This is a genomic window from Kluyvera sp. STS39-E (genome assembly GCF_040932435.1).
Lineage (GTDB): Bacteria > Pseudomonadota > Gammaproteobacteria > Enterobacterales > Enterobacteriaceae > Kluyvera.
Map to the genome: position 1 here is coordinate 1 of NZ_JBFQGA010000010.1, position 23,839 is coordinate 23,839.

Below are 23,839 nucleotides of genomic sequence, written 5' to 3' on the forward strand. Positions count from 1 at the left end.
CATCTGCGTCGGAGTCAGCATCCGCGTCGGAGTCAGCATCGGCATCGGCGTCTGCGTCGGAGTCAGCATCGGCATCGGCGTCTGCGTCCGCGTCTGCCTCCGCGTCCGCGTCAGCGTCGGCATCGGCAACCGCATCGGCGTCGGCCTCCGCCTCCGCGTCTGCGTCTGCATCGGCATCGGCCTCTGCGTCGGATTCAGCATCGGCATCAGCGTCTGAATCCGCATCTGCATCCGCATCCGCGTCCGCGTCGGCATCGGCATCAGCATCTGCGTCTGCGTCAGCATCGGCATCTGCATCGGAATCCGCATCCGCGTCCGCGTCGGCATCGGCATCAGCATCTGCGTCTGCGTCAGAATCGGCGTCCGCTTCTGCGTCCGCCTCGGCATCTGCATCGGAATCCGCATCTGCGTCTGCATCAGAATCCGCATCTGCGTCTGCATCAGAGTCCGCATCCGCGTCGGAGTCTGCATCAGAATCTGCATCCGCATCAGAATCATCCCGCACGATTTCATCTTCCGATCTATCGAGGATTGTGAGTTCTTCTTCTATAGATGTGTCAGGGAAATCAAGACCTACGGTAGGGTATCCGGCTGTGGGATCCACAATTTCACCGGTCAGGTCGAGGATAACGTGCGTATGTGCGCCGCCAGCGCCGGGCTCACCGCTACCCGTTGGGTTTTGCGGGCCCGCTGCGGTGGCTTCAAGAATTTGTGTGGGGTCCTGACCTTCGGCAATGGCCTGCTGTATTGCGGCGATATCCGTTTGGTCTACGGCGTTAGGGGTTGACGCGATATTATGAGTGCCATCCCAATGGCTATCGCGACCGAGATCCAGCGTTTTTCCATCAGCAAGAGTGAGAGTGACGGCGCCGTTTGCGCCCGTTTCGATTTGTTCACCTGCCAGTATTTTATCGCCTTCTACCAATAAGCGTCTGCCGCCATCTGGTGAAATAGCAAAAACCTGCCCAATTATTGCTTTTATTGTTCCGGCTACACCGTTCATCTGCGTCTTCCCCCCTTCGTTTTATACAGGCTATTCCATTGCCGCTGGAGTTCTTATTCAGAACTTACGTACTGCAAAATCTTTCTACGTATTCAATTACATAGATTAAGAATTCTTATATTTCCTTTTCCTGAATCCTCGGAGCAAGGCAATATCTGTGAGTCTTAAATAAGATTATTGCAAATATAAAAAAGATTCATTGATTCTAATGTTGTTTTAATGTGGATGTCTTGTGAAAAGTGAGCTGAGAGTAATAAATAATTATTGACGATTAGGTTGCTAATAATACTTCAGGCTCAATGTCATGAGCCTGAAGTATTATGTGAGATATAATTATATTAGCCTTTCATCGTCATCGCCGATGAGGCCTTCTAGCCCGCTCAACGTTTGACGGGCTTGAGCACGATTAAATAGTTTGTTCTGTGCGGCAGGTGGGAGATCGGTGATGCTGATTACTCCCTTACTCATCAAAACCTCAATAAGGTCTTCCAGTACACGAACCATGTTGAGATCGCTTTGCTGCAGCTGCTGTATTGTTGCCGTGCGGATGCTATTTACTTTCAACCATTCAGTGATTTCTGCGGTGGACTCTTCAGACCGCTCGGTCATCCCGGCGAATTCTACGATTTCAATTCGGACAATCCGTCCTTCTGCATCACGTTCAATATAGTGCATGGCTTCTCTCCTGAAATTCCTTATAGCGTACTGGCATCGCTAAAATAACGGCCCATCGCGCCGTAGAGACCGATTTTTTCAAGCGCCGCCAGTTCACCTTCCGTTTCAACACGCTCGGCAATGAGTGGCAAATTGATCTGCCGCGTAGCCCAGTAAATGGCTTCGATAAAGAGCTTTTTGTCCTCTTCTTCGTTGATGCGATGGGTGTAGCCACCGTCAACTTTAATCCAGGCAAGCCCCCATTGTGGCAGGTTGCCAATCAGGTGGAAACGACCACCAAAATGCTGAATGCCAAGACCGCAGCCGAGTTCCTGCAGCTTTTTCACCAGCACGCTGACGCGTTCTGGATCGGGCAGCTCGTTTTCGTCAAGCTCAAGCGTCAGTCGCGATGTCAGGTGTTTCGCGTTCTTTAATGGTTGCAGCAGCGCGTTCAGGCTTTCGTCATCGGCCACGCTCTCGCCGCTGATGCTCAGAGCAAAAGCGTGGGTGGTGCTTTCCATCGCGCGAAGCGTCTGTTTGAGCATCACGACGTCCATTCGACGGCCCAGCGACAAGCGGCGCACCCAAGGAATAAAGCGGCCAGCCGGGATGATTTCGCCCTCTTCGGTTTTAATGCGAGCCAGTATTTTTCTGTGCAAAACAACATGTTTTGTATTGCATTCGTACACCGGCTGGGAGTAAAGCTCGAAAGCTTCTTTATCCAGAATGGCGGTTAGTCGACGGTGCCACTGGTGGTGATCTTCATCCTGCACCTGCTGTTTGGCCGCTTCGGCATCCACGAAAGTACGCATATCCGCTTCGGCTGCGACCAGAAGCTGGTCTGCTTGGCGCATCAGGTTTTGTGGGGAGTCACCGAAGTGGAATGCGACATCGGCAAAATGGGCGACCGGATTAACATCGCTCAAACCCGTTTCATTCAGCGCCTTTAGCTGTCCGTTGAGGGAGCTAGCGAAGTTCTCCATCTCTTTGGGCAGAACGGAAGAGGTGAGAATGGCAAACTCGCCGCCGCGCACGCGGGCGACAAAGCCTTCGCTCGGGAAGAAACGTTGCTGCAGATCGTTAAGAATATCGGCCACGGCCGTTAACAGCTTATCCGTGTTGGCACCGCCAAGACGCTGGTTGAGGCCAATCAAGTCCTGCACGCGCAATAAAATAAGATTGCCGTCCGCATGGTCTTCATCGCTCAGGCGCGTCTGGAATTTAATATCGAACGCCCGGCGGTTATTGAGGCCGGTTAGACTGTCGTTGTAGGCTTCCTGGCGCAGGCTCTCGGTGCGCTGTGCCTGTTCGCTAAACAGTGCCTTAAGCTGGGTGACCATCATGTTGGTCGCCATCACCACTCGGCGTAGCTCCGGCGTTTTAGGCAGTGCTGGCAGACTCAGGAACTCACGACGGCTGATGGCCATTGCCTGTTCAACGATATAATTCAGCGGGCGTAAGCGGTGGCGTAGCATAACCATCGCGCCGAGAATGCACAGGGCGCTACAACCGGTGAGCCAGAGGAAGCTGGCGACTAGGCTGCTCCATAAACGCGCTAGCGCAAACATCGGATGGCTTATCACTTCGACGCGGGCAGCCTGCGTCCAGCCGCGCATGACGATGGCTTCTCCCTGGCCCGGATTCAGGTGCACCATACGCACAAACCAGCCCGGAACGTTGGCGCTAGGGGGCGCATTTTGCCGCTCAATAATCGGTTTACCGCTCTTAATATCAACGACCTGGATGCGATAGAAGTAACCGCTATCGAAAATGGAGTTCACCATCAGCTCGGTCATGACGGGATCGTCAATATGCGCAGTCAGCGAGAGACCGAGCGCCGTGGCGGCGTCTTGGGCATGTGCGCTGAGCTGGTTGTGATACTGCTCGCGAGAGCTTTCCAGCGTCGCAAAAAAGTTGCCACAGAAGATCGTCAGCGTAAACAGACAGATGCCAATCAGTAGCTGTTTATAAAGGGACATGACTGCTTCCTATTCATTAATTACAAATCCTTCTGCACGCATCCTGGTGAGAAGATCCTGCCAACGAGAGAGCCTTTTGCTGTCGCCGACGCGCTTGCTGCCGCTGGCCTGTGGGATCCACAAACCTTCGCCGTTGAAAGAATAAACGGGGAGCAGGTCGCTACGGGCGGTTGCAGGCAATATGGCGGGTTTGAGGTTATCGAGCACCAGCGGAATTGCATCCGGTGTTGAATACCAAGTAACAACCATATGCGCCTGATTTAATTGTAATGCTTTAACATAGGTAATTCGCAGCTGGCTGGCAGGAACACCTAATTGACGTAGGGTAAAATATTTCGCCAGCGCATAATCTTCGCAGTCACCGGCGCCTTTACGCAGCGCTTCAACCGGCGTGGCCCAATAGTCCTCTTGTCCCCATACGGTCATATCATCCACAAAGCGGATTCGTGAATTAAAGAACTGATTTACGCGAGTCAGTGTGGCCTGAATATTGCCCTCTGCGGGTTTTTTAAGCAATAACTCCCAGTCGTCAATATTGCGCTGTGCGGTGGCTGAGGCCGGGCCATAAAGACGCTGGGTACGCGTATTAATGGTATTAAAATCCCAGCCCGCACCCAGATCCGGCGGCGCAAGCAGCAGCAGCGCGAGAAACAGCGGCAGCCATCGTTTTCGGGTAAAAAAGCCACGATGCAGATTCATCTATAAGACGCTCGACGCCGCTCGATCACACGGTATAGCCATGCAGACCACGCCAGTGTTTACGGTAAGCTACGTAGCCCGAGAGATAGTGTTCAACGTCGTCAATTCGCACGCGGAAACTGTGATGGCGAATAAAAAAGCTACCCACAATGCGCGGAGGATTTTTGAAGAACATGGCCAGCTCCGGCCAAAAAAAACCGTTCGCGAGATAGCGTGCGCGGGTCTCGAGCGCCTGATTAAATTTCGCCATATCGAAGCCGTCCAGTAACTGGCGATGCTCGGAATCCGCCAAGCGTTCCAGCATCCGGGATGCCGCCATCATCAGCTCTAATAATGTGGGATAGGTGGTGACCCGATGAGTCACAAAGTCTAGGTGATCGCGAACGTTATCCAGCCCGAACTGATAGTAACGTTCTAAAGGACGATACAGCGTCAGCTCGTTTACACAATAGCTTAGCCAGTGATCGTGGGCCTGCCAGTGCTTCTGTTCGATAAAATGGTCCATGGCGCGTTCAACGATATCGAGCCAGCGTGGATTTTTGGTTATTCCGTATAGACGCATCAGCGCGAAGGCCGCTTCGCCATCGTAATAGATAATGCGGTGCTCAGCTTTCAGCGACAGATCGGTGGCATGTAGCACGTGGTTGAAGCCGCCGGTTTCCGGTTTTTGCATAAAGCCAATGCCGTTGGCGAGGCGCTGCATCTGCTGCAGATAGCGGTCATTGCTGGTCAGTTCTGTGTACTTCGCCATGGCGAGAATACACACGGCGTTACCGCCAAGCTTGATCTCGCCGCCGGTATCGATGAGAAAGTCGGCATCGCTGCCGTCCGGTAAGCGGCGGGTTTCAATGAGTTTGGTCGCGAGATTGTGCAGCGCACGCTCAATAGCGGCAAACTGCGTCTGCTCCTGTGTCACTTCCCAGCCTTCCAGCAGCGCATAGGTTGAACTGGCATGGCGCAGGGCATTATAGGTTGGGATAGCGCGATCGAAGCAGGGGAACCAGCCATAGTCATAGCGGCCCGAGGGCTGCACTTGGCGCGCTAGGTAGTCAGTTGCTGAGGCGATCATCGGCAAAAGCGCCTGCTCCTGCCAGTGGGGGAGCTGGCGATAACCGGCGTTGCGGCCCCTGAATTCAACGGGATAAACCTGTTCGCCATCGCAGAACACGCTGCGGGTGGTAAAGCGCCAGATAAGTTGCTCGGCTTTTTCAGGCCAATGCAGTTCACTGCCAAAGCGCCAGCGGGAATAGTGCGAAAGATTAGCCGCATTGGGCGTCGCAACGCCTTCTTTGCCGTGGTACATCAGCGCATTAGCGTTAATTTCTTGCTCGAGAATAGGGCGCTGGAAATCGGGTGTCAGACTCAGGCCAAAGCGAAAGTAGTTACGCTTGGTCTGGCCTAGTTTTTCCTGCAGGGCGTCCCAGCGCAGGGTCTGGATTTTATCGACGAGATCGACCCGCAGCCACACGGCGGGGTGATCCTGTTGGCTTTCCCAACGTTGCAAGTCGCTCTGGGCGCGTTGCCAAGCTTCCTCCAGCGTATTGCCATTTGCATAGGCCGTATAGGCTCGTTCATGAGCATTACTGGCACTCAGAAAAAGGATATAACCCGGAAAGGGGGAGGGCTGAGGGGCAAAGCCGAAAGACTCCAGCTCAGGATGTACTCGTAAAAGCAAATGGCTCAGTGTCACTTTGGCTCCTTGCTCGGTTAATGACGCCCTGTCTGAGATTTATCGCAACCAAAATACCATTACGTATTGTCGTTTTAGTATTCTACATTTCTACTATATTGCCCTGATAATAGAAATTATATTCTCAGGGGAAATGAATAGGTTTCCGCGCGGCTGGGATAATTCTAACCCCATTGTAGAAACTGGGCATTGTATTTACTAGGAGAGACGATGGCTAAGCCACACGATCAAGGAATGTTCGAAAATGCTTGGTGGACCTCGGAAGCGTTAATGCAAGCCGTACCGGGACGCTGGCTGAATCCACCGAATAAAGGCTGGCGAGCCACCGGCATTTCCATTTTTGCGCCTGCCATGCAGCCTGGCAATATGGTGTGTATTCGCGCCGAACACGAAAGCGGCGGGATATCTATCGATAAGCTTGCCGCTCTTCCTTACCCGCCTGCTGCACTAATCGTTAGCGACGAAGGCATCGCCAACGACAGTGCGCTGCCGGTTTATCTGGTCGACAACTGGAACGAAGCGCTGCTGAGCATGGGGGCCTACGTGCGGGCGAAGTTGCGCGGCAATATCATCGGCGTTACCGGCAGCGCGGGTAAAACGACCTGCGTCGCGATGCTGGTTTGCGCGTTAGCCGAGTGGGGGCCCGTCTGTGGGAGTGAGGCTAATGCCAACCTACCCCGTGGTGTCGCGTGGAATATTGCGTCGATGCCTTGGGATACGCCCCATGTGGTGCTCGAAATGGCCATTGGCCGTATGAATATCAGTTCGCAGATGGTGAGGCCAACCGTCGCGGTCTTCACCAATATTCAGGCGGTTCATCTCAAGGAAAACCAATCGCTACACGATATTGCACGCACAAAGGCGATGATTTTTCTCGGCATGGAGGCGGGAAACCTCGCCGTGCTCAACCGGGAAATGCAGGAGTGGGATTGTATTTATTCGGCGGCCATAAAACAGGGATTACGGATAGTCACCTACGGTGAAGGAGAATCGTGTGATTGCCGCCTTTTAGCGTATGACGTAGTGACTCGCCGTGTGACAGCAGAAGTGTTTGGCCACCGTTTGCATTACACCCTGCAGGCCGACGGCGTTCATATGGCGCTCAATAGCGTGGCGACGCTTGCTGTGATTGCGTCGCTGGGCTATCCGCCTGAAGCCGCATTGCCGCGATTAACGCGCTTCCAAGCGCTGCCGGGGCGAGGTGAAGTGAACTCTCTGACCGTCGCCGCGCATCCGCTTACGGTCATTGATGATGCCTATAATGCCAATCCTGGCTCGATGCTGGCTGCGGTCGCGCAGCTGAGCGAGTCCACCCATTCCGGGAGAAAGGTGCTGGTATTGGGGGAGATGGCGGAGCTGGGCGATGCTTTTGAGCATTACTACCTGTCCTTGATCGACAGCATTAATCGCAGCCGAATTGATCATATCTATCTGATTGGCCCAACTTATCGAAATTATGCTCATGCGTTCTCTACTGATAAGCAATTTAGGCTGTTGGATGATGTCGATGCGTTCAGAGTGGGCTATCTGAAACAGATTCAGGATAACGATGTTGTGCTCTTTAAGGGATCAAACGCGACGCGGGTATGGACGCTGGTGAACTGGCTAAAACGGTTGGCATCCCGCTAACGACAACTTTCAATCTGCATTTAAGCCTTGCGGTTTTTAGGTCGCTCTTTTTTAAGTAGAGAAATGGAGCGATGGTGATGAAAAGAATAATTTTGGCGTTGATCCTTCCCTTTTTCCTGAGCGGCTGCGCATCGCTGCTCGGGAGTGAGGAAGAGGCGGTTTATATTGATAGCTCGCCGACGAATATCGCATTTGTCGTTGCCGATAGCGCCGGGAACATCGTGGCGAAAGGGCTGACGCCGCGGTCGGTTATTCTGAAAAAAGCCGACGGCAGCTACTTTGGCAAGCAGGCCTACACCCTGACGGTCATGCGTGAAGGGTATTACTCAACGATTATGCCGCTAGAATATCGTTACAGCTATTGGTACACCTTTGGCAATCTTCCCCTTCTTGGCGTTCCGGGCTGGTTTATCGTTGACCCGTATTTTGGTGGGATGTACACCTTCAAAACGCCACGGGTTAAGGTGGTGATGCGCCCGTGCCAGCCGGGGCCGTTTCGCTATATGTGTACCTAAGCGCGTTAAATCCGATGCAGCAAGTCCTGATAAATGCTGGTTAGCACGCCCTGCGGCCCGAACTCTTGCTTGATCCACTGGGTTACTTTCCCGGTGGCTGAGTGCTGAGTGGCCAGCAGCATGCGAGAATCCTGGCGCGGATTATGAATTTGGCGGGTGACCAGCAGCGACTCCGCCATTGCTTCGCGCACCATATAATCCGGTAAAAAACCGATCCCCGCGCCAAGAATTTGGCACTCACATTTGGTCGTAAAATCGGGCACCAGAATCGACTCTTGGCCGTGCAGCAGCCAGCCGACCTTCTTATTGATAGTGTGCGCAGTGTCCTCAACCATAATATTGGGATAAAGCCGCAGCTGGCTTTCGGCAATCGGCTCCGGCATAAAGGCCAGCGGATGATCCGGGGCGATAGCAAACGCCCAGCGAATGGCGCCAATTTCGGTATAATCGATACCGCCGCCGTCGAGCAGCGTGTCCGGCGCGCCGATGGCGATATTGGCCTGGTTATTAATGATGGAATCCCACACGCCGTTATAGACCTCGGTAGTGACCGTTATCTGGCAGGTCGGAAACTGCTTTTTCAGCACCTTCAGCAGTCGGGCAGTGTGTTTGGGCGTGTATAAGAGTTGGTTAATACAGATGCGTACGCGGCTCTCAATCCCCTGAGAAATGGTATCAATGCTGCGCTTGATGGCGTGAAAATCATTCAGCAGGTCGCTGGCTTTGCGGAAGAAATAGCGGCCGGATTCGGTCAGCTCGATGCTGCGGGTACTGCGGGTAAACAGCACGACGTCGAGCCCGGTCTCCATGCGTTTGATGGCGTAGCTGATGGCGGAGGTGGTTAAGCCCAGCTCCTCCGCCGCTTTGCTAAAGCTGCTAAACCGCGCGGCGGTGGTAAACGCCAGCAGGTTTTCTTCTGTAAAAATTGAGTTCATTCGCCCGGCCCTGTCGTCGCCTAATTCCACAGATGAATGTATTGGCAGAACATCGCATTGGGCAATGATTTTTGAATAACTTTTAAAACCGCGCTACGCCGCGCCTTTTGAGGTGGCCTCACTCAGCTTTCGTCCGCTGTATTCTGAGATATAGCCGACGGCGTTACCGGCCAAAAAGCCCAGCAGTGTCACCCACCAGTTAAGTCCAGTTGCAAAAAATAGCGTCATGCCGAGAAAGCCGCCGGGAATAAACGAGGTGAGCCAGAATCGGCCCTGCCAGACGATGACAGCGGAGAAGGGCACCGTCATGGCAACGCTTGCCCAAAATGCCGAAAGTCCGCTGGCTGACGCCAGCCATCCGGAAGCGGTGGCGGCAAGAAAAGCCCAAACGGCCCCGGAGTAATTCACCGCCAGGCTCTTCACAAAGCCCGCGTTACCACCCCCCGCCGCGTAGAAGCTACAAAAGGCGACAAAGCCTATCGTACCGAGTAATTCCCAGCCAGCCGTTAGCCCAACCTGCGAGGACAACATCTGCCAGAGACCTGCACAAATCCCGACAGTAATGCCCGTTGCGGTGAGTCCGTTCATGATGATTTCCTCTCGTGTCATGGTTTCGTGCTGAAACTATATAGAAAGAAAACCCGGTTGAGTTAAGGGACATATCGCGAAAGAAATAAACGGTGCACTACCGCACAGTCTGTATCGATTATTAAATTTTTTTCAACAATGAGTCGGGTTATGGCGAATAAAATTTAAGCGGGTTCTTTTCTGCGATTTTCGTTGCTATTCTCAAATTATCAAACAGCCACAAAAATCAGGGAAATTAATATGACTAACAACAATCTGATTGCTGATTATCTATTGGCTGCAGAACAAGGTGAGCTGGCTAAATTAAAATCCTGCCTGCGGCAGTTGGTGGACATTAATGCCTGCAATCGCCAAGGTCAAACGGCCATTATTTTAGCCAGCTTGCATAAGAAATATGATTGCGTGGCGACACTTATCGACGCTGGTGTGGATATTAATAAACAAGATCAAATCTGCTTGAATCCATTTTTAATTAGTTGTCTGAATAATGATTTAACGCTGCTGCGTTTATTGCTGCCGGCTCGCCCGGATTTAAATCGTCTCACCCGTTTTGGTGGCGTAGGCCTGACACCGGCTTGCGAAAAAGGGCATTTGGCCATCGTCAAAGAGCTATTAATGCGCACCCCGATTAACGTCAACCATACCAACTTTGTTGGCTGGACACCGCTGCTGGAAGCGATTGTGTTGAACGACGGCGGCGAAACCCAGCAGACGATTGTCGCGCTGCTACTGGAACATGGCGCCAGCCCGCATATGACCGATAAATACGGTAAAACGCCGCTGGAGCTGGCGCGAGAAAAAGGGTTTGCGGAAATTGCTCAGCTGCTGATTGTGGCCGGAGCCTGATTGAGGAGACGCGCTATCGACACCCCAACACGGCGGTGTGTGCAAGCGCTAACCGCAGACCAGAGCTTTCTGGATGAACGCGGTATAGGTCATGTTGAACAGGTATTTTCCCGGGCGGTAAACCTTTATCTTCCGGCGCAGCAGCAGCTACTGACGCTGCTATGTGAAGACTATGACAACGGGCCTTACAGCTGTAGGTTAGCGCTTACCCACTTTGACGGTCTTTTCCGGCTAGGCGAGCCGGTTCAGTTTCACCCCTCGGGGATAACGGTTGGTGAGGATAAATGGATAGAAGCCACCTCCTGCCGGCGCTGGCAGCCTGCGATACCGCAGATGGACGGCGAACGGTTCTGGCACATTCCATGGCAGCAATGGCGCGAGGCCATCGCTCAACAATTACAGCCCCATGAGACGCTGTTTCTCGGGCAGGGTGATAACCCCTTTTATCAGGCTATCTCTAGCGCATTACAGCAGCGGCGTCAGACATTATTTAATGCATTATTAAGTGGACAGAAAATAAGCTCGGCGGTCGCCAACATGGTGGGGTTAGGTATTGGCCTAACGCCATCGGCGGATGATTATCTAGTGGGTCTGAGCGCGATCTTATTCATCAATGGTCATCCGGCGCAAAAATATCGCAGCGATTTTTATTGTGCATTGGCTGCCGCCCGTGGAAATACCACACAGTTAAGCGCAATAACGCTGGAAGCCGCATTTGCTCAACGCTATCGCGAAAGTATTTATGGGTTTATTAACGGCATTATTAATGAACCTACCCATTTTTCTATCCAGGCTATCGCCAATATTAAAAATATTGGCTCAAGTTCCGGCTGCGACATGCTTTACGGCATGGCGGATGCCTGCGCGCTGAGCCAAGCATATGGAGGGAATTATGTCCGTCAAAATAGTTATTAAAAAGAACACGTATTTTGATTCGGTATCGCTGATGTCGATTTCGACCCGCGCGAACAAACTCGACGGCGTCGAGCAGGCCTTCGTGGCCATGGCGACCGAAATGAACAAAGGCGTGCTGAAAAACCTGGGGCTGCTGACTACCGAGCTTGATGAAGCGAAAAATGGCGACCTGATGATTGTCATTAACGGCAAGCAGGGCGCGGATAATGATCTGACGCTGGCCGCCATCGAAGAGCTGTTCAGCAAAAAAGCCGATAGCGGCTCGCATGAAGCGCGCTATGCCACGCTTGCCAGCGCCAAAAAACACATCCCGGATAGCAACCTGGCGGTGATTTCGGTCAACGGCCTGTTCGCCGCCCGTGAAGCGCGTCAGGCGTTGCAGAATAACCTTAACGTGATGCTGTTTTCTGACAACGTGACTCTGGATGACGAACTGGCGCTCAAACAGCTGGCGCATGAAAAAGGGCTACTGATGATGGGGCCGGACTGCGGCACTGCCATTATTAACGGCGCGGCGCTGTGCTTTGGCAACGCGGTGCGTCGCGGCAATATCGGCATTGTTGGTGCATCCGGAACGGGTAGCCAGGAGCTGAGCGTGCGTATCCACGACTTTGGCGGCGGTATCTCGCAGCTGATTGGCACCGGTGGCCGCGATCTGAGCGAAAAAATCGGCGGGCTGATGATGCTCGATGCCATCGGCATGTTGGAAAACGATCCGCAAACCGAAGTTATCGCACTGGTCTCTAAGCCTCCGGCTCCCGCCGTGGCGCGCAAAGTACTGGAGCGTGCTCGCGCGTGCCGTAAACCTGTAGTGGTCTGCTTCCTCGGTCGTGCTGAGTCACCGGCTGACGAGCAAGGCTTACAGTTCGCTCGCAGCACCAAGGATGCGGCGTTGAAAGCAGCACTGTTGAGCGGGGTAAAGAAAGAATCGTTAGACCTGCATCCGCTGAACGAGGCGCTGATTGCTGACGTGCGTTCACGCCTGACTCCACAGCAGAAGTACATTCGTGGCCTGTTCTGCGGTGGCACGCTGTGCGACGAAACCATGTTTGCAGTGATGGAAAAACACAGCGACGTCTACAGCAACATTCAACCTGACCCAACCTTCCGCTTGGCGGATATCAACCGCAGCGTGAAGCACACCTTCCTCGACTTCGGCGATGACGACTTCACCAACGGCAAGCCGCACCCGATGATCGATCCCACCAACCGCATTAGCCGCTTGATTCAGGAGGCGCGCGATCCGCAAGTTGGCGTGATCGTGATGGATTTCGTGCTGGGCTTTGGATCGCATGAAGATCCAGTGGGCTCGACGCTTGAGGCTCTCAAAGAAGCGAAAGCGATCGCCAGCGCCGATGGCCGTGAGTTGGTGATCCTCGGCTACGTGCTGGGGACCAGCCTTGATACGCCGTCGCTGGAAAAACAGCGCCAGATGCTGACCGACGCGGGTGTTGTCCTCGCCAGCAGCAGCACCAACACCGGGTTGCTAGCGCGTGAATTTATCTGCAAAGGGGAGGAAGCCTGATGAGCCAGTCACTGTTTACCCAACCGCTGAACGTGATTAACGTCGGTATCGCCATGTTCAGCGATGATCTTAAAAAGCAGCACGTCGCCGTCACCCAACTCGACTGGACGCCGCCGGGGCAGGGCAATATGCATGTGGTGAATGCGCTGGATAGCATCGCCGATTCCCCGCTGGCGGAGAAAATTGCCGCCGCCAACCAGCAGGCGCTGGAGCGAATTATTCAATCGCATCCGGTGCTGATTGGCTTTGACCAGGCCATCAACGTGGTGCCGGGCATGACGCCGGAAACCATCCTCCATGCGGGCCCGCCAGTTACTTGGGAAAAAATGTGCGGCGCGATGAAGGGCGCGGTGACCGGCGCGCTGGTATTTGAAGGATTGGCGAAGGATATCGATGAAGCGGCGGTGCTCGCGGCTTCCGGTGAAATTACCTTCTCGCCGTGCCACGAGCATGATTGCGTGGGATCGATGGCGGGTGTCACTTCAGCGTCGATGTTTATGCACATTGTCGAGAACAAAACCTACGGCAACATCGCTTATACCAACATGAGCGAGCAGATGGCGAAGATCCTGCGCATGGGAGCCAACGACCAGAGCGTGATCGACCGTCTGAACTGGATGCGTGACGTGCAGGGTCCGATGCTGCGCGAGGCGATGAAGATTATCGGCGAAATTGACCTGCGTTTAATGCTGGCACAGGCGCTGCATATGGGCGACGAGTGCCACAACCGCAATAACGCGGGCACCACGCTGCTTATCCAGGCGCTGACGCCGGGGATCATTCAGTCAGGCTTCTCCGTTTTGCAGCAGCGCGAAGTGTTTGAGTTTGTTGCTAGCAGCGACTATTTCTCTGGCCCGACGTGGATGGCGATGTGTAAAGCCGCGATGGATGCGGCGCACGGTATTGAATACAGCACCGTGGTGACCACCATGGCGCGTAACGGTGTTGAGTTTGGCCTGCGGGTTAGCGGCCTGCCGGGACAGTGGTTCACCGGCCCGGCGCAGCAGGTTATTGGCCCGATGTTTGCCGGATATAAGCCGGAAGACTCTGGCCTTGATATTGGCGATAGCGCCATCACCGAAACCTACGGCATCGGCGGCTTTGCGATGGCGACAGCCCCGGCAATTGTGGCGCTGGTAGGCGGCACGGTGGAAGAGGCCATCGATTTCTCCCGTCAGATGCGCGAAATCACGCTGGGTGAGAACCCGAACGTCACCATCCCGCTGCTCGGTTTTATGGGCGTGCCAACGGCTATCGACATCACCCGCGTGGGCAGCAGCGGCATTCTGCCGGTGATCAACACCGCCATTGCCCATAAAGATGCGGGCATCGGCATGATTGGCGCCGGGATCGTGCATCCGCCGTTTGCCTGCTTCGAAAAAGCGATTCTGAGCTGGTGCGAACGTTACTGCGCCTGACTGTCCCCTCTCCCCTCCGGGGAGAGGGCTAGGGTGAGGGGACAACGGGCAAGGAGGCCCAGGTTGCCGTTCAGCGCACCAACCCTCATCCCGACCCTCTCCCTTTAAAAGGGAGAGGGAGCAAATCCAATAACAATCATCACTTCTGCACTGGAAACCTGCACATGAAAGAACTTGTGGTCGTTGCCATTGGCGGCAACAGCATTATCAAAGACAACGCCAGCCAGTCGATTGAACATCAGGCAGAGGCGGTGAAAGCGGTGGCGAACACGGTGCTGGAGATGCTGGCATCGGATTACAACATCGTGCTGACGCACGGCAACGGCCCGCAGGTGGGGCTGGATTTGCGTCGTGCTGAAATTGCTCACGAGCGTGAAGGATTGCCGCTCACCCCGCTTGCCAACTGTGTGGCAGATACGCAAGGCGGCATTGGCTACCTGATCCAACAGGCACTGAACAACCGACTGGCCAAACGCGGTGAACAAAAAGCGGTGACGGTGATGACCCAGGTCGAAGTCGATAAAAACGACCCCGGCTTTTCAAATCCGACTAAACCCATCGGCGCGTTCTTCAGCGCCGAGCAGCGTGACGAACTGTTAAAAGCCAACCCGACCTGGCGCTTCGTTGAAGATTCCGGGCGCGGTTATCGGCGCGTTGTTGCCTCGCCGGAGCCGAAACGCATCGTCGAATCTGAAGCTATTCAGGCGCTGGCGCAGAAAGGTTTTCTGGTGATTGGCGCGGGCGGCGGCGGTATTCCGGTGGTGCTGGGTGAAGAGGGGGATTATCACAGCGTTGATGCGGTGATCGACAAAGATCTCTCCACCGCCTTGCTAGCACGTGAGATCCACGCCGATATTCTGGTGATCACCACCGGCGTGGAAAAAGTGTGCATTCACTTTGGCAAACCGGAGCAGCAAGCGTTGGGGCAGGTGGATATCGCCACCATGACCCGCTATATGCATGAAGGCCACTTCCCGGCAGGTAGCATGTTGCCGAAGATTGTCGCTAGCCTGCAATTCTTACAACACGGCGGTAAACGGGTGATTATCACCACGCCGGAATGTCTGCCCGCCGCCCTGCGCGGTGAAACGGGCACCCATATCATCCATAAACACTAAGGAACGACGATGAAAGAGAACAAAAGTCGCCGTGAGTTTTTAAGCAATGGCGGAAAAATGGTGACCGCCGCCGCGCTGTTTGCTGCGTCCGCACCGGTAGCATTGGCTGCCACTTCCGGCGCCGCCTGCGAGAACCGAGGGACCATGAACATCACCGACCGTCATTATTATCTCGATAACGTGCTGCTTGAAACGGGCTTTGAGTTCGAGGGCGCGGTCGTCGTGCACACCCGAACTGTGCGACAGACCGTGGAAATTCAGGACGGCAAAATCGTGGCCTTGCGCGACAACAAAAACCACCCAGATGCCACGCTGCCGCGCTATGACGCTGGCGGCAAGCTGATGCTGCCGATCACCCACGATATGCATATCCATCTCGACAAAACCTTCTACGGTGGCCCGTGGCGATCGCTCAACCGCCCGGCGGGAACCACCATTCAGGATATGATTAAGCTGGAGCAAAAACTGTTGCCCGAACTCCAGCCCTACACCCAAGAGCGTGCCGAAAAGCTGATTGACCTGCTGCAATCCAAAGGCACCACCGTTGCTCGCAGCCACTGCAATATTGAGCCGGTTTCCGGGCTGAAAAATCTTGAAAATCTGCAGGCTGTGCTGGCGCGGCGTAAAGCGGGCTTCGACTGTGAGATTGTGGCTTTTCCACAGCATGGGCTGCTGTTATCGAAATCTGAACCGCTGATGCGCGAAGCGATGCAGGCCGGGGCACACTACGTCGGCGGGCTTGACCCAACCAACGTCGACGGCGCGATGGAAAAATCCCTCGATACCATGTTCCAGATAGCCATCGACTACAACAAAGGGGTGGATATTCACCTGCATGAAACCAGCCCGGCGGGCGTGGCGGCGGTGAAATATATGGTGGAAACCGTGGAGAAAACCCCGCAGTTGAAGGGCAAGCTGACTATCAGCCACGGCTTTGCGCTGGCGATGATGAATGAGCAGCAGGTGGATGAGATTGCCACGCGAATGGCCGCGCAGCAGATATCTATCGCTTCAACGGTGCCTATCGGTACGCTGCATATGCCGCTTAAACAGTTGCGCGATAAAGGGGTGACCCTGATGACGGGCACCGACAGCGTTATCGACCACTGGTCACCGTATGGCCTCGGCGACATGTTCGAAAAAGCCAACCTCTACGCCCAACTCTACATTCGCCCGAATGAGCAAAATCTCTCTCGCTCGCTGTTCCTCGCCACCGGCGACGTGCTGCCGCTAAACGACAAGGGGGAGCAGGTATGGCCGAAGGCGCAGGATGAGGCTAGCTTCGTGCTGGTGGACGCGTCGTGTTCGGCGGAAGCCGTGGCGCGCATCTCGCCACGAACTGCCACCTTCCATAAAGGCCAGCTAGTGTGGGGCAGCGTGGCGTAATCCTGTAGGCCGGATAAGGCAACGCCGCCATCCGGCAGTAACGGCGCAGGTTGCCGGATGGCGCTACGCTTATCCGGCCTACTTCTGGCTCCTATTTCTGAGTTTGTAATTCGCCCACCGCGCTCTCTAGCTGATGCTCTTCATGCAGATACTGCTTATCTAAAATCTTCACGAAGGGCGTATAAATCGCGGTAGCGATAATCAGATTCACCGCCTGCAAGATCACGCCGGAAATCCCGGTAGTCAGGAATCCAGAGACAAATATCGGTGTGGTCCACGGAATGGAAACGCCGGACGTCGGTGGCACCCAGCCGAGCGCGATAACCCCATAGGTGACGGTACACAGCACCATCGGTGTAATAAGAAAAGGAATAAGCATCAGTGGGTTGAGCACGATAGGTAGGCCAAAAATAATCGGCTCGTTGATGTTAAATATTGCCGCAGGCGCCGCCAGTTTTGACAGCTGCTTTAAGCGGGTGCTTTTCGCCACCATAAAAATGCTGATCAACAGCGCCCCGGTAAAGCCTGTTCCCCCGGCAATCAAATACACATCCCTAAACTGCTGGGTGATGATATTCGTTGCTACTAGGCCTTCTTGCGTTTGCGCCAGGTTTTGCGCGCTGAGCGTTTGCCAAATCGGCCCCATCACCGATGACACGATAGAGTCACCGTGAATCCCGAAGAACCAGAACAGACTTATCATCATCTCGGCGATGAGCTGGGAGAAAATGGAATTGCCTAAATAGAGCAGCGGCTGTTGCAGCACGACGCTGATAAATTTCCCCGGCGTACCGAAGTGAGTGTGTTCAAAAATCACCTTGATGATTATCCAGAACAGCAGCACCACTAAAATAGGCACCAGCGACTTAAACGACTTGGCAATTTCCGTCGGCACGCTTTCAGGCATCTTGATGGTAAAGGTTCTGTTTTCCAGAAACTCAATCATCTTGATGGTGATGACGGTGACAATAATGCCCAGAAACATTGATTCCGAGCTGAAGTCGAGCAGCGCATAGGCTCCGGCAACGATACCGCCTGACTCCGTTGTCACGCTTCCCGGTAGCATCAGGAAGAATATCGCCACCGGTAAAATGGCGGCGCTTTGGCTAAGGTGGAGCTTTTCAACCAACTCCTTTGAGAACGTGATAATCACCAACAGCGTCATTAACCCATAGCTGGCGTTAATACCGTAGTTGAGTTTATCCAGCGTGCCTTTTCCGAGCAGCGAGGTCATAAACTCGTTGTAACCACTGATCGGAAAGTTGGTGAGTAATAGGAAAAAGGAACCAACGATTAAAAAAGGGATCAGGGCAATAAAGGCATTTTTGAGTGCGGTCAGGTAGATGTTTGACGAGATTTTCTCGGCCAACGGCAACATCTTTTGTTCGAGTAGAGAGGTTATGCTCATTTCCGCTTACCCTTGAAGGTTTTTCGTAATGTAGTAATGAACTTGCGGGAATTGCTTAATATAAATCGCCGGGATCAGCGTGTGCTGGGCATCAATGTGCACAATCTTCTGATAAATCTCTTTTTTTGCTTCGTGATTAATCACCACAATCACTTTTCCTGCTTTCAGGATTTTGTTTATCCCCACGGTAATACCTTCGGTGAGCGAGACATCGCCGGAGAAGTATTTATTGCTGGCAACCTTAATGGTGACGTCATCCAGTTTGGTTTGCAGATAATCCGCATCAAAGGCAACCCCTGGCTCGTTTAAGCCGATATGCCCGTTCATCCCGACGCCGAGAATGACATAATCGAACTCTTCACCGTTTAACGCGGTGTTGTAATGGGCGATGTTCTGCTCCGTGGAGGCATCAGGATCGAAATGGATGAGCTGCACCGGATGTGCACATTTGTGCACAAAGTCCTGATTAATCATGCTCAGGCAACTACCGTCTGAATCGCTGGGGACGTTGACCCACTCATCCAGCGCAAAGAAGGTGAGGCGTTCGGCAATATCTGTTGCCGCCAGCGCGTCGTAAATCCATTGCGGTGTGCTGCCAGAGGGAATAAGCACCCGGGAATGCGGCTTAAGTGCTGCCAGTTCGCTGACCACCTGCTCAGCCAGCGCGGCGTTGGTATCAAAAGCTGTCGATTTCATTGGTGTCTTCCCACAATTAAAGTGACTCAATGGTGTTGGCGAACAAAGGCAGATACTTTTTATTCGCCCGCAGCATCTCTTTGACTAATTCAACGCCCGCGTTATCGCTTGAACATAATGGGTTGAAGATGAAACCGGCGATCAGCGCCTGATAATCACCGGTCGCGGCGGCCTTAACGATTTGCGCTTCGTAGTCTTTCATCATTGAAACAATCCCCTTCGCCGGTGATGGAATTTCACCAGTACAAATTGGAATGGGTCCATTACGCGTCAGCACACAGTTCACTTCCACCACCGCGTCTTGCGGTAAATTGGTAATGGCGCCGTCGTTACGAACGTTGACGGTTTGAATGCTCTTATCGTCGAGGTAGATAGCGCGAATAACGTTCAGCGCGGCGGTGGAATAGAGTGCGCCGCCACGGGCTTCCAGCTCTTTAGGCTTATCCTGAAGTGAGACGTCGCTGTATTTTTTAAACAGCTCTGCTTCGATATTTTTAACGACCTCACCGCGTGACAGTTCGGCAGCGTCCTGTTCGGCCAGCATTTCGGTGGTCTTGAGGTAGTACTTTAAATACGAAGAGGGGATCAAATTGGTGGCTGCCAGCAGCTCTTTATTAAATTGCTCGTTGCTGACGTTTTTAAAACTCAGTTTATCGACATCTGCCGCGTTAATTAAGTCGATGGTTTCGCGGGTGCGATCAATGCCTTTATGCAGGATCTTAGTGATAAAGTTCATATGGTTGGAACCTTTGAACTCGACGTATAAATCCTCAACGTTGACGTTGAGCAGGCCAGCAACTTGGTGGGTCATATTGATAGGGCCGTTACACAGGCCAATGACCCGGCTGTTGTTACTGTATTTGAGCACTGCCTCTGTCACCATCGATGCCGGGTTGGTGAAATTTATCAGCCAAGCATTAGGGCAGATTTCTTTCATTTCATTAGCAATTTCAATGATAACCGGGATGGTGCGCAGGGCTTTGAACATCCCGCCCGCGCCGTTAGTTTCCTGGCCTATAAAGCCGTAGGACTTCGGCAGTTTTTCATCGATGATGCGTGCATCAATACCGCCGACGCGTAGCTGCGTGACCACAAAGTCCGTTTCCTGCAAAGCCGTTTTACGATCGAGGGTTTGGCTGACTTCAATGTCTAAACCTGCTTTTTCCAGCATGCGTTTGGTTAGCTGGAAAATGATATTCATTTTTTCTTTGCCCATCTCCACGTCAACAAAATCAATATGGGAAATGGGCAGTTGATGGTGGTTTTTAATAACCCCTTCAATCAGTTCAGGGGTATAGCTGCTTCCTGCGCCAATGACAACGAGTTTTAATTTATTCATGAGTCTTCTACCTTCGAATTAAATTTTAGCGATACTTTTCTGACATTGGATAAATGGAAAAGCATGATGTCGATGATGGCTATTTGTATTGGATAACTAATATTTTCGAATGCGGTGTTCTTAATAATGGCGTTTTTATAGATCAGCGCGGCATCGGCCATTTGTGCCAGCGTCGAGTTTTCCCGACTGGTGATGGCCGCAACCTTGATACCATTTTTTCGGGCGTTACTGATGATCTCTTCCAGCATTTCGGACTCGCCGCTGTTGGAGACAATCAGCACACAATCGTCAGCGGTCAGAAAGCGGCTGCGAACGTTGCAGTTGGTATAGTCGGTCTCGTTGAGGATGTTAAAGCCCAGCACCATTAGGTTGTAGCTGACATAATTTGCCACGCTATCCGACGTGCCATATCCCCAGGTAATAATCGTGCTGCAAGCGGATAAAAAATCACAAAAGGCTTTCACCTTGCTTTCAGACACCCGGGTTAAGGCATCCTGCATTTCCTGGAGATACTCGCTAACAAACGCATTATGGTGCTGCGAGTTTTGCGACATCGAGAAAACATCTCGCACATCGACCTTAAACTCTTGGAAATTATTAAAACCTAATTTTTTGACCAGTTTTGAAATAGACGGCGCGGTGGTATATACGCGCTCCGCCAGTTCATGAATTTTCATTTTATAAACGTCGGCAGGATGCTCCTGACAAAATTTATAAATCCTCAGCTCATTGCTGGTTAAATCTTTACGCATGGAGTGCACCTTTTACGCTGCGGTGCAGGCACCGCATTGGCTCTCGGAAGGGATCTTAACAAGGGAATGGCGGAAATAGGTTTTATGATTTAGAAATTAATTTCCGTGATCTGAGTTATAAATTTCCATGAAGGGGATGGCTTGTTACATGTAGGCCGGATAAGGCAAAGCCGCCATCCGGCACGCTGCGCCGATGCTGCCGGATGGCGCTTACGCTAATCCGACCTAAGTGATGTGCGGTCTATCGGCCTTCGACCTCGGCAAGCCGACGCCTTAGCGCATCGAGCTGATGCTCACTAAACACTTCAATCCCATGCTGACGTAGCAGTGCTACCGCCACGCCTTCTCCCGGTACTTTTGCACCGCTAAACGACCCGTCATAAACGTTCTGGCTACCGCAGGTGGGGCTGCCGTCGGTCATAATCGCAAACCGGCAGCCATGATTTTGCGCGGTTTGCAGCGCCAGCCAGGCGGCGAGCACATAGGGCTGAGTGACGTCACGTCCGTCGCTTTCCATCATCTGTGCACGCCCGTTTAACATATCAATGCCCTGACCGTTGACCATCTCCGCCGACAGGCGCGGCGTTGCAAGGCCCGCTGCCAGCTCCGGGCAATGAGTGATAAGACGGCCCTCATTACGCCATTGTTGCAACAGGTTTGAAGTGCAAGATTTGTCGCTGCCGTTATAGCGAATGTGGTGTCCGGCGAGGCAGGCGCTGAGGAGGATTTTTTCTTTGGCGGCCATGAAGAAACCTTGAGGATGCGTGGCAAGGCGGTTATCGCGATGCCTGCGGCTATAGGGTAACAGAACTGAAGTCAGCAGGTGACCCTGATAAATTTTTTATCGCTGAGCGAAACCTTCAGGCCTTAGCGTGCGAACTATTATGTACAGAGCACGTTTATCCCCCTGATGGAGTCGACCATGAATCGTTTGAAAACCTTGTCAGCCGCCGCCGTACTCAGCCTTTCGCTCTTCGCCGTAAATGCGAACGCTGCCCTTGAGCCAGGTGCGAAAGCCCCGGACTTCAGCCTACAGGGCGCACTCGGCGGCAAACCGCTGACCTTCTCTCTTCAACAGGCATTGCACAAAGGGCCGGTGGTGCTTTATTTCTTCCCGGCTGCATTTACCAAAGGCTGCACCTTAGAGGCGCACGCCTTTGCAGAAGCCACCGATGATTTCAAAAAGCTGGGGGCAACCGTGGTGGGTGTCACTGCCGGGAACGTCGACCAGGTGGACGAATTCTCGAAACTGGAGTGCCGGGATAAATTTGCCGTTGCGGCAGATCCGGGGGCGAAAGTGGCGGCGCAGTATCAGACGCTGATGCAGATGAACGGCAAAACGTTGTCGGATCGCACCTCGTTTGTTATCGCCCCGGACGGCAAAATTCTGATGAGCTATACGGATCGCAACCCTGATGAACACATTCAGAAAGCGATGGATGCGGTGAAGCTGTACGCGAAATCGCACTCGTAATTTAGTCGCCGGGGTTCGCTATGTTAACTGCCATTCTGGCCGCCTTTGTGGGCGGCATTATACTTAACCTGATGCCCTGCGTGTTCCCGGTCATTTCACTGAAGGCGCTGGGTATTTTGCGCCATGAGGGCGATGTCAAAAGTGCGCGCACTGAAGGGTTAGGCTTTTTGCTCGGTGTCGTTTTTACCATGCTGGCACTGGCCGCCATACTGCTGGCGCTGCGCGCCGGTGGCACTGCAGTCGGCTGGGGATTCCAGCTTCAGTCCCCTATGGTGATTGCTGTGCTGGCGTTGATCATTCTGGGCGCAGCGCTAAACCTGCTCGGCGTATTTGAAGTGGGCTTATCGCTACAGCGGGCCGGGGAGATTTCGGTAGGAAGCGGGGCCTTTGTGCGTTCGGCGCTGACTGGCGCGTTGGCGATTGTGGTGGCAACCCCTTGCTCGGCACCCTTTATGGCGGGCGCTGTGGGGTATGCGCTGGTGCAGCCTCCGGTGGCCTCACTGGCGATTTTCCTGTCGCTGGCGGTCGGGTTTGCCGCCCCGTTTACGCTGATTTCGCTGTTCCCGGCGATAGCCAAACGTCTACCAAAGCCGGGCGCATGGATGGATATCCTCAAGCGCGGCTTGGCGTTCCCGATGCTCGGCGCATTTGCTTGGCTAGTGTGGGTGCTGACGCAGCAGGCGGGCACGACGGCGCTGTTAGCCATACTGATGAGCGCCGTGGTGGTGAGCTTTGCCGCATGGCTATACGGCATGGCCCAGCGCAGGCGCTATATCGGCCATTCCTACAAAGCGCTGCTGGCGGTGACGGTGGTGCTGTTTATCGCCGCGGTCAGTCCGCTACCGGGAGTGATGCATGTTCAGCCGTCGCAGCCGGAATTGCAGCGTGTTGAAAATATCACCCAGGTGAAGTGGTCACCGCAGACGGTGGCGGAGATGCGTGGGCACGGCAAAGCTATCTTTGTCGATTTCACCGCTTCCTGGTGCATTACCTGCCAAGTGAACGAGCGGACGTCGCTCTCCACAGCAGCGGTGAAACAGGCGCTGGTGAGCACCGGTACGGTCTATATGGTGGCGGACTCCACCAAATTTAATGCGGATATTGATGACGCGATGAGCACGTTCGGGCAGGGCGGTTTGCCGCTCTACGTAGTCTACCCTGCGGACGGCAGCGCGCCGAAAGTGCTGCCACAGGTTCTCACCCCCGCGATTGTTATCGACGCGCTTAATCAAGCATCCGCCAAAAAAGCATAAGGTAACGGGCATGATGG

At 53.6% G+C, this 23,839-nt stretch carries 22 protein-coding genes; 10 read left to right on the top strand and 12 right to left on the bottom strand.

Annotated elements, in window-relative coordinates; all coding sequences use genetic code 11:
* The 5 genes from AB4K05_RS20025 to AB4K05_RS20045 all read right to left on the bottom strand — a co-directional run.
* On the bottom strand, positions 1-1,003 hold a 1,003-nt coding region (locus tag AB4K05_RS20025; RefSeq protein WP_368481630.1), incomplete at its 3' end, for a retention module-containing protein.
* 333 nt (positions 1,004-1,336) lie between these two features.
* On the bottom strand, positions 1,337-1,678 hold the full coding sequence (locus tag AB4K05_RS20030) for a tryptophan synthase subunit beta (RefSeq protein WP_368481631.1): 342 nt from the start codon (positions 1,676-1,678) through the stop codon (positions 1,337-1,339).
* Between the two features lie 20 nt (positions 1,679-1,698).
* Positions 1,699-3,636 carry a cyclic di-GMP receptor LapD gene (gene lapD / locus AB4K05_RS20035; protein ID WP_368481632.1) on the bottom strand — a complete coding sequence of 646 codons (1,938 nt, stop codon included), beginning with the start codon at positions 3,634-3,636 and terminating at the stop codon, positions 1,699-1,701.
* Between the two features lie 9 nt (positions 3,637-3,645).
* Complete coding sequence (gene lapG / locus AB4K05_RS20040) at positions 3,646-4,335, bottom strand: cysteine protease LapG (protein WP_368481633.1); 690 nt, start codon at positions 4,333-4,335, stop codon at positions 3,646-3,648.
* Positions 4,336-4,360: 25 nt separating this feature from the next.
* Entirely contained in the window at positions 4,361-6,025 is a 1,665-nt protein-coding gene (locus AB4K05_RS20045; RefSeq protein WP_368481634.1) for a Mur ligase, read from the bottom strand.
* Between the two features lie 210 nt (positions 6,026-6,235).
* On the opposite strand from AB4K05_RS20045, the gene murF reads away from it, so the two are divergent.
* Both murF and AB4K05_RS20055 read left to right on the top strand, forming a co-directional pair.
* On the top strand, positions 6,236-7,654 hold the full coding sequence (gene murF, locus AB4K05_RS20050) for a UDP-N-acetylmuramoyl-tripeptide--D-alanyl-D-alanine ligase (RefSeq protein ID WP_368481635.1): 1,419 nt from the start codon (positions 6,236-6,238) through the stop codon (positions 7,652-7,654).
* A gap of 77 nt (positions 7,655-7,731) precedes the next feature.
* Positions 7,732-8,169, top strand: a complete 438-nt coding sequence (locus tag AB4K05_RS20055; protein ID WP_368481636.1) for a hypothetical protein — start codon at positions 7,732-7,734, stop codon at positions 8,167-8,169.
* Between the two features lie 5 nt (positions 8,170-8,174).
* On the opposite strand, the gene AB4K05_RS20060 is transcribed toward AB4K05_RS20055, so the two are convergent.
* Together AB4K05_RS20060 and AB4K05_RS20065 are read right to left on the bottom strand one after the other, a co-directional pair.
* Positions 8,175-9,104: a LysR substrate-binding domain-containing protein gene (locus AB4K05_RS20060; protein WP_368481637.1), complete on the bottom strand. Its 930-nt coding sequence runs from the start codon at positions 9,102-9,104 to the stop codon at positions 8,175-8,177.
* Positions 9,105-9,197: 93 nt separating this feature from the next.
* Entirely contained in the window at positions 9,198-9,692 is a 495-nt protein-coding gene (locus tag AB4K05_RS20065) for a DUF1097 domain-containing protein (RefSeq protein ID WP_368481638.1), read from the bottom strand.
* Between the two features lie 240 nt (positions 9,693-9,932).
* On the opposite strand from AB4K05_RS20065, the gene AB4K05_RS20070 reads away from it, so the two are divergent.
* From AB4K05_RS20070 to AB4K05_RS20095, 6 genes are all read left to right on the top strand, one after another.
* Positions 9,933-10,538: an ankyrin repeat domain-containing protein gene (locus AB4K05_RS20070; RefSeq protein WP_368481639.1), complete on the top strand. Its 606-nt coding sequence runs from the start codon at positions 9,933-9,935 to the stop codon at positions 10,536-10,538.
* Between the two features lie 39 nt (positions 10,539-10,577).
* The gene (locus AB4K05_RS20075; RefSeq protein ID WP_368481640.1) at positions 10,578-11,453 is read left to right on the top strand and encodes a DUF2877 domain-containing protein; all 876 of its coding nucleotides are present in this window, start codon (positions 10,578-10,580) and stop codon (positions 11,451-11,453) included.
* The gene (gene fdrA / locus AB4K05_RS20080; protein ID WP_368481641.1) at positions 11,431-12,978 is read left to right on the top strand and encodes an acyl-CoA synthetase FdrA; all 1,548 of its coding nucleotides are present in this window, start codon (positions 11,431-11,433) and stop codon (positions 12,976-12,978) included. The genes AB4K05_RS20075 and fdrA overlap by 23 nt, the downstream gene beginning before the upstream one ends.
* Positions 12,978-14,396, top strand: a complete 1,419-nt coding sequence (locus AB4K05_RS20085) for a DUF1116 domain-containing protein (RefSeq protein WP_368481642.1) — start codon at positions 12,978-12,980, stop codon at positions 14,394-14,396. Before fdrA ends, AB4K05_RS20085 begins: the two co-directional genes overlap by 1 nt.
* A gap of 164 nt (positions 14,397-14,560) precedes the next feature.
* The gene (locus AB4K05_RS20090; RefSeq protein ID WP_368481643.1) at positions 14,561-15,514 is read left to right on the top strand and encodes a carbamate kinase family protein; all 954 of its coding nucleotides are present in this window, start codon (positions 14,561-14,563) and stop codon (positions 15,512-15,514) included.
* 9 nt (positions 15,515-15,523) lie between these two features.
* On the top strand, positions 15,524-16,900 hold the full coding sequence (locus AB4K05_RS20095; protein ID WP_368481644.1) for an amidohydrolase family protein: 1,377 nt from the start codon (positions 15,524-15,526) through the stop codon (positions 16,898-16,900).
* A 91-nt stretch (positions 16,901-16,991) separates the two neighbouring features.
* Here AB4K05_RS20095 and AB4K05_RS20100 read toward each other — a convergent pair whose 3' ends face one another.
* The 5 genes from AB4K05_RS20100 to AB4K05_RS20120 form a co-directional block, all read right to left on the bottom strand.
* Complete coding sequence (locus AB4K05_RS20100; RefSeq protein ID WP_368481645.1) at positions 16,992-18,308, bottom strand: PTS sugar transporter subunit IIC; 1,317 nt, start codon at positions 18,306-18,308, stop codon at positions 16,992-16,994.
* A gap of 6 nt (positions 18,309-18,314) precedes the next feature.
* The gene (locus AB4K05_RS20105) at positions 18,315-19,004 is read right to left on the bottom strand and encodes a 6-phosphogluconolactonase (protein ID WP_368481646.1); all 690 of its coding nucleotides are present in this window, start codon (positions 19,002-19,004) and stop codon (positions 18,315-18,317) included.
* Positions 19,005-19,020: 16 nt separating this feature from the next.
* Positions 19,021-20,343 carry a 6-phospho-beta-glucosidase gene (locus AB4K05_RS20110; protein WP_368481647.1) on the bottom strand — a complete coding sequence of 441 codons (1,323 nt, stop codon included), beginning with the start codon at positions 20,341-20,343 and terminating at the stop codon, positions 19,021-19,023.
* A complete protein-coding gene (locus AB4K05_RS20115; RefSeq protein WP_368481648.1) occupies positions 20,340-21,095 on the bottom strand; it encodes a MurR/RpiR family transcriptional regulator in 756 nt (251 codons plus the stop codon). Before AB4K05_RS20115 ends, AB4K05_RS20110 begins: the two co-directional genes overlap by 4 nt.
* A gap of 241 nt (positions 21,096-21,336) precedes the next feature.
* Complete coding sequence (locus AB4K05_RS20120) at positions 21,337-21,840, bottom strand: DUF523 domain-containing protein (RefSeq protein ID WP_368481649.1); 504 nt, start codon at positions 21,838-21,840, stop codon at positions 21,337-21,339.
* 177 nt (positions 21,841-22,017) lie between these two features.
* Between AB4K05_RS20120 and AB4K05_RS20125 the strand changes: the two genes are divergently transcribed.
* Both AB4K05_RS20125 and AB4K05_RS20130 read left to right on the top strand, forming a co-directional pair.
* Positions 22,018-22,569 carry a peroxiredoxin gene (locus AB4K05_RS20125; RefSeq protein WP_368481650.1) on the top strand — a complete coding sequence of 184 codons (552 nt, stop codon included), beginning with the start codon at positions 22,018-22,020 and terminating at the stop codon, positions 22,567-22,569.
* 20 nt (positions 22,570-22,589) lie between these two features.
* On the top strand, positions 22,590-23,822 hold the full coding sequence (locus AB4K05_RS20130; RefSeq protein ID WP_368481651.1) for a protein-disulfide reductase DsbD family protein: 1,233 nt from the start codon (positions 22,590-22,592) through the stop codon (positions 23,820-23,822).
* The last annotated feature ends 17 nt before the right edge of the window (positions 23,823-23,839 follow it).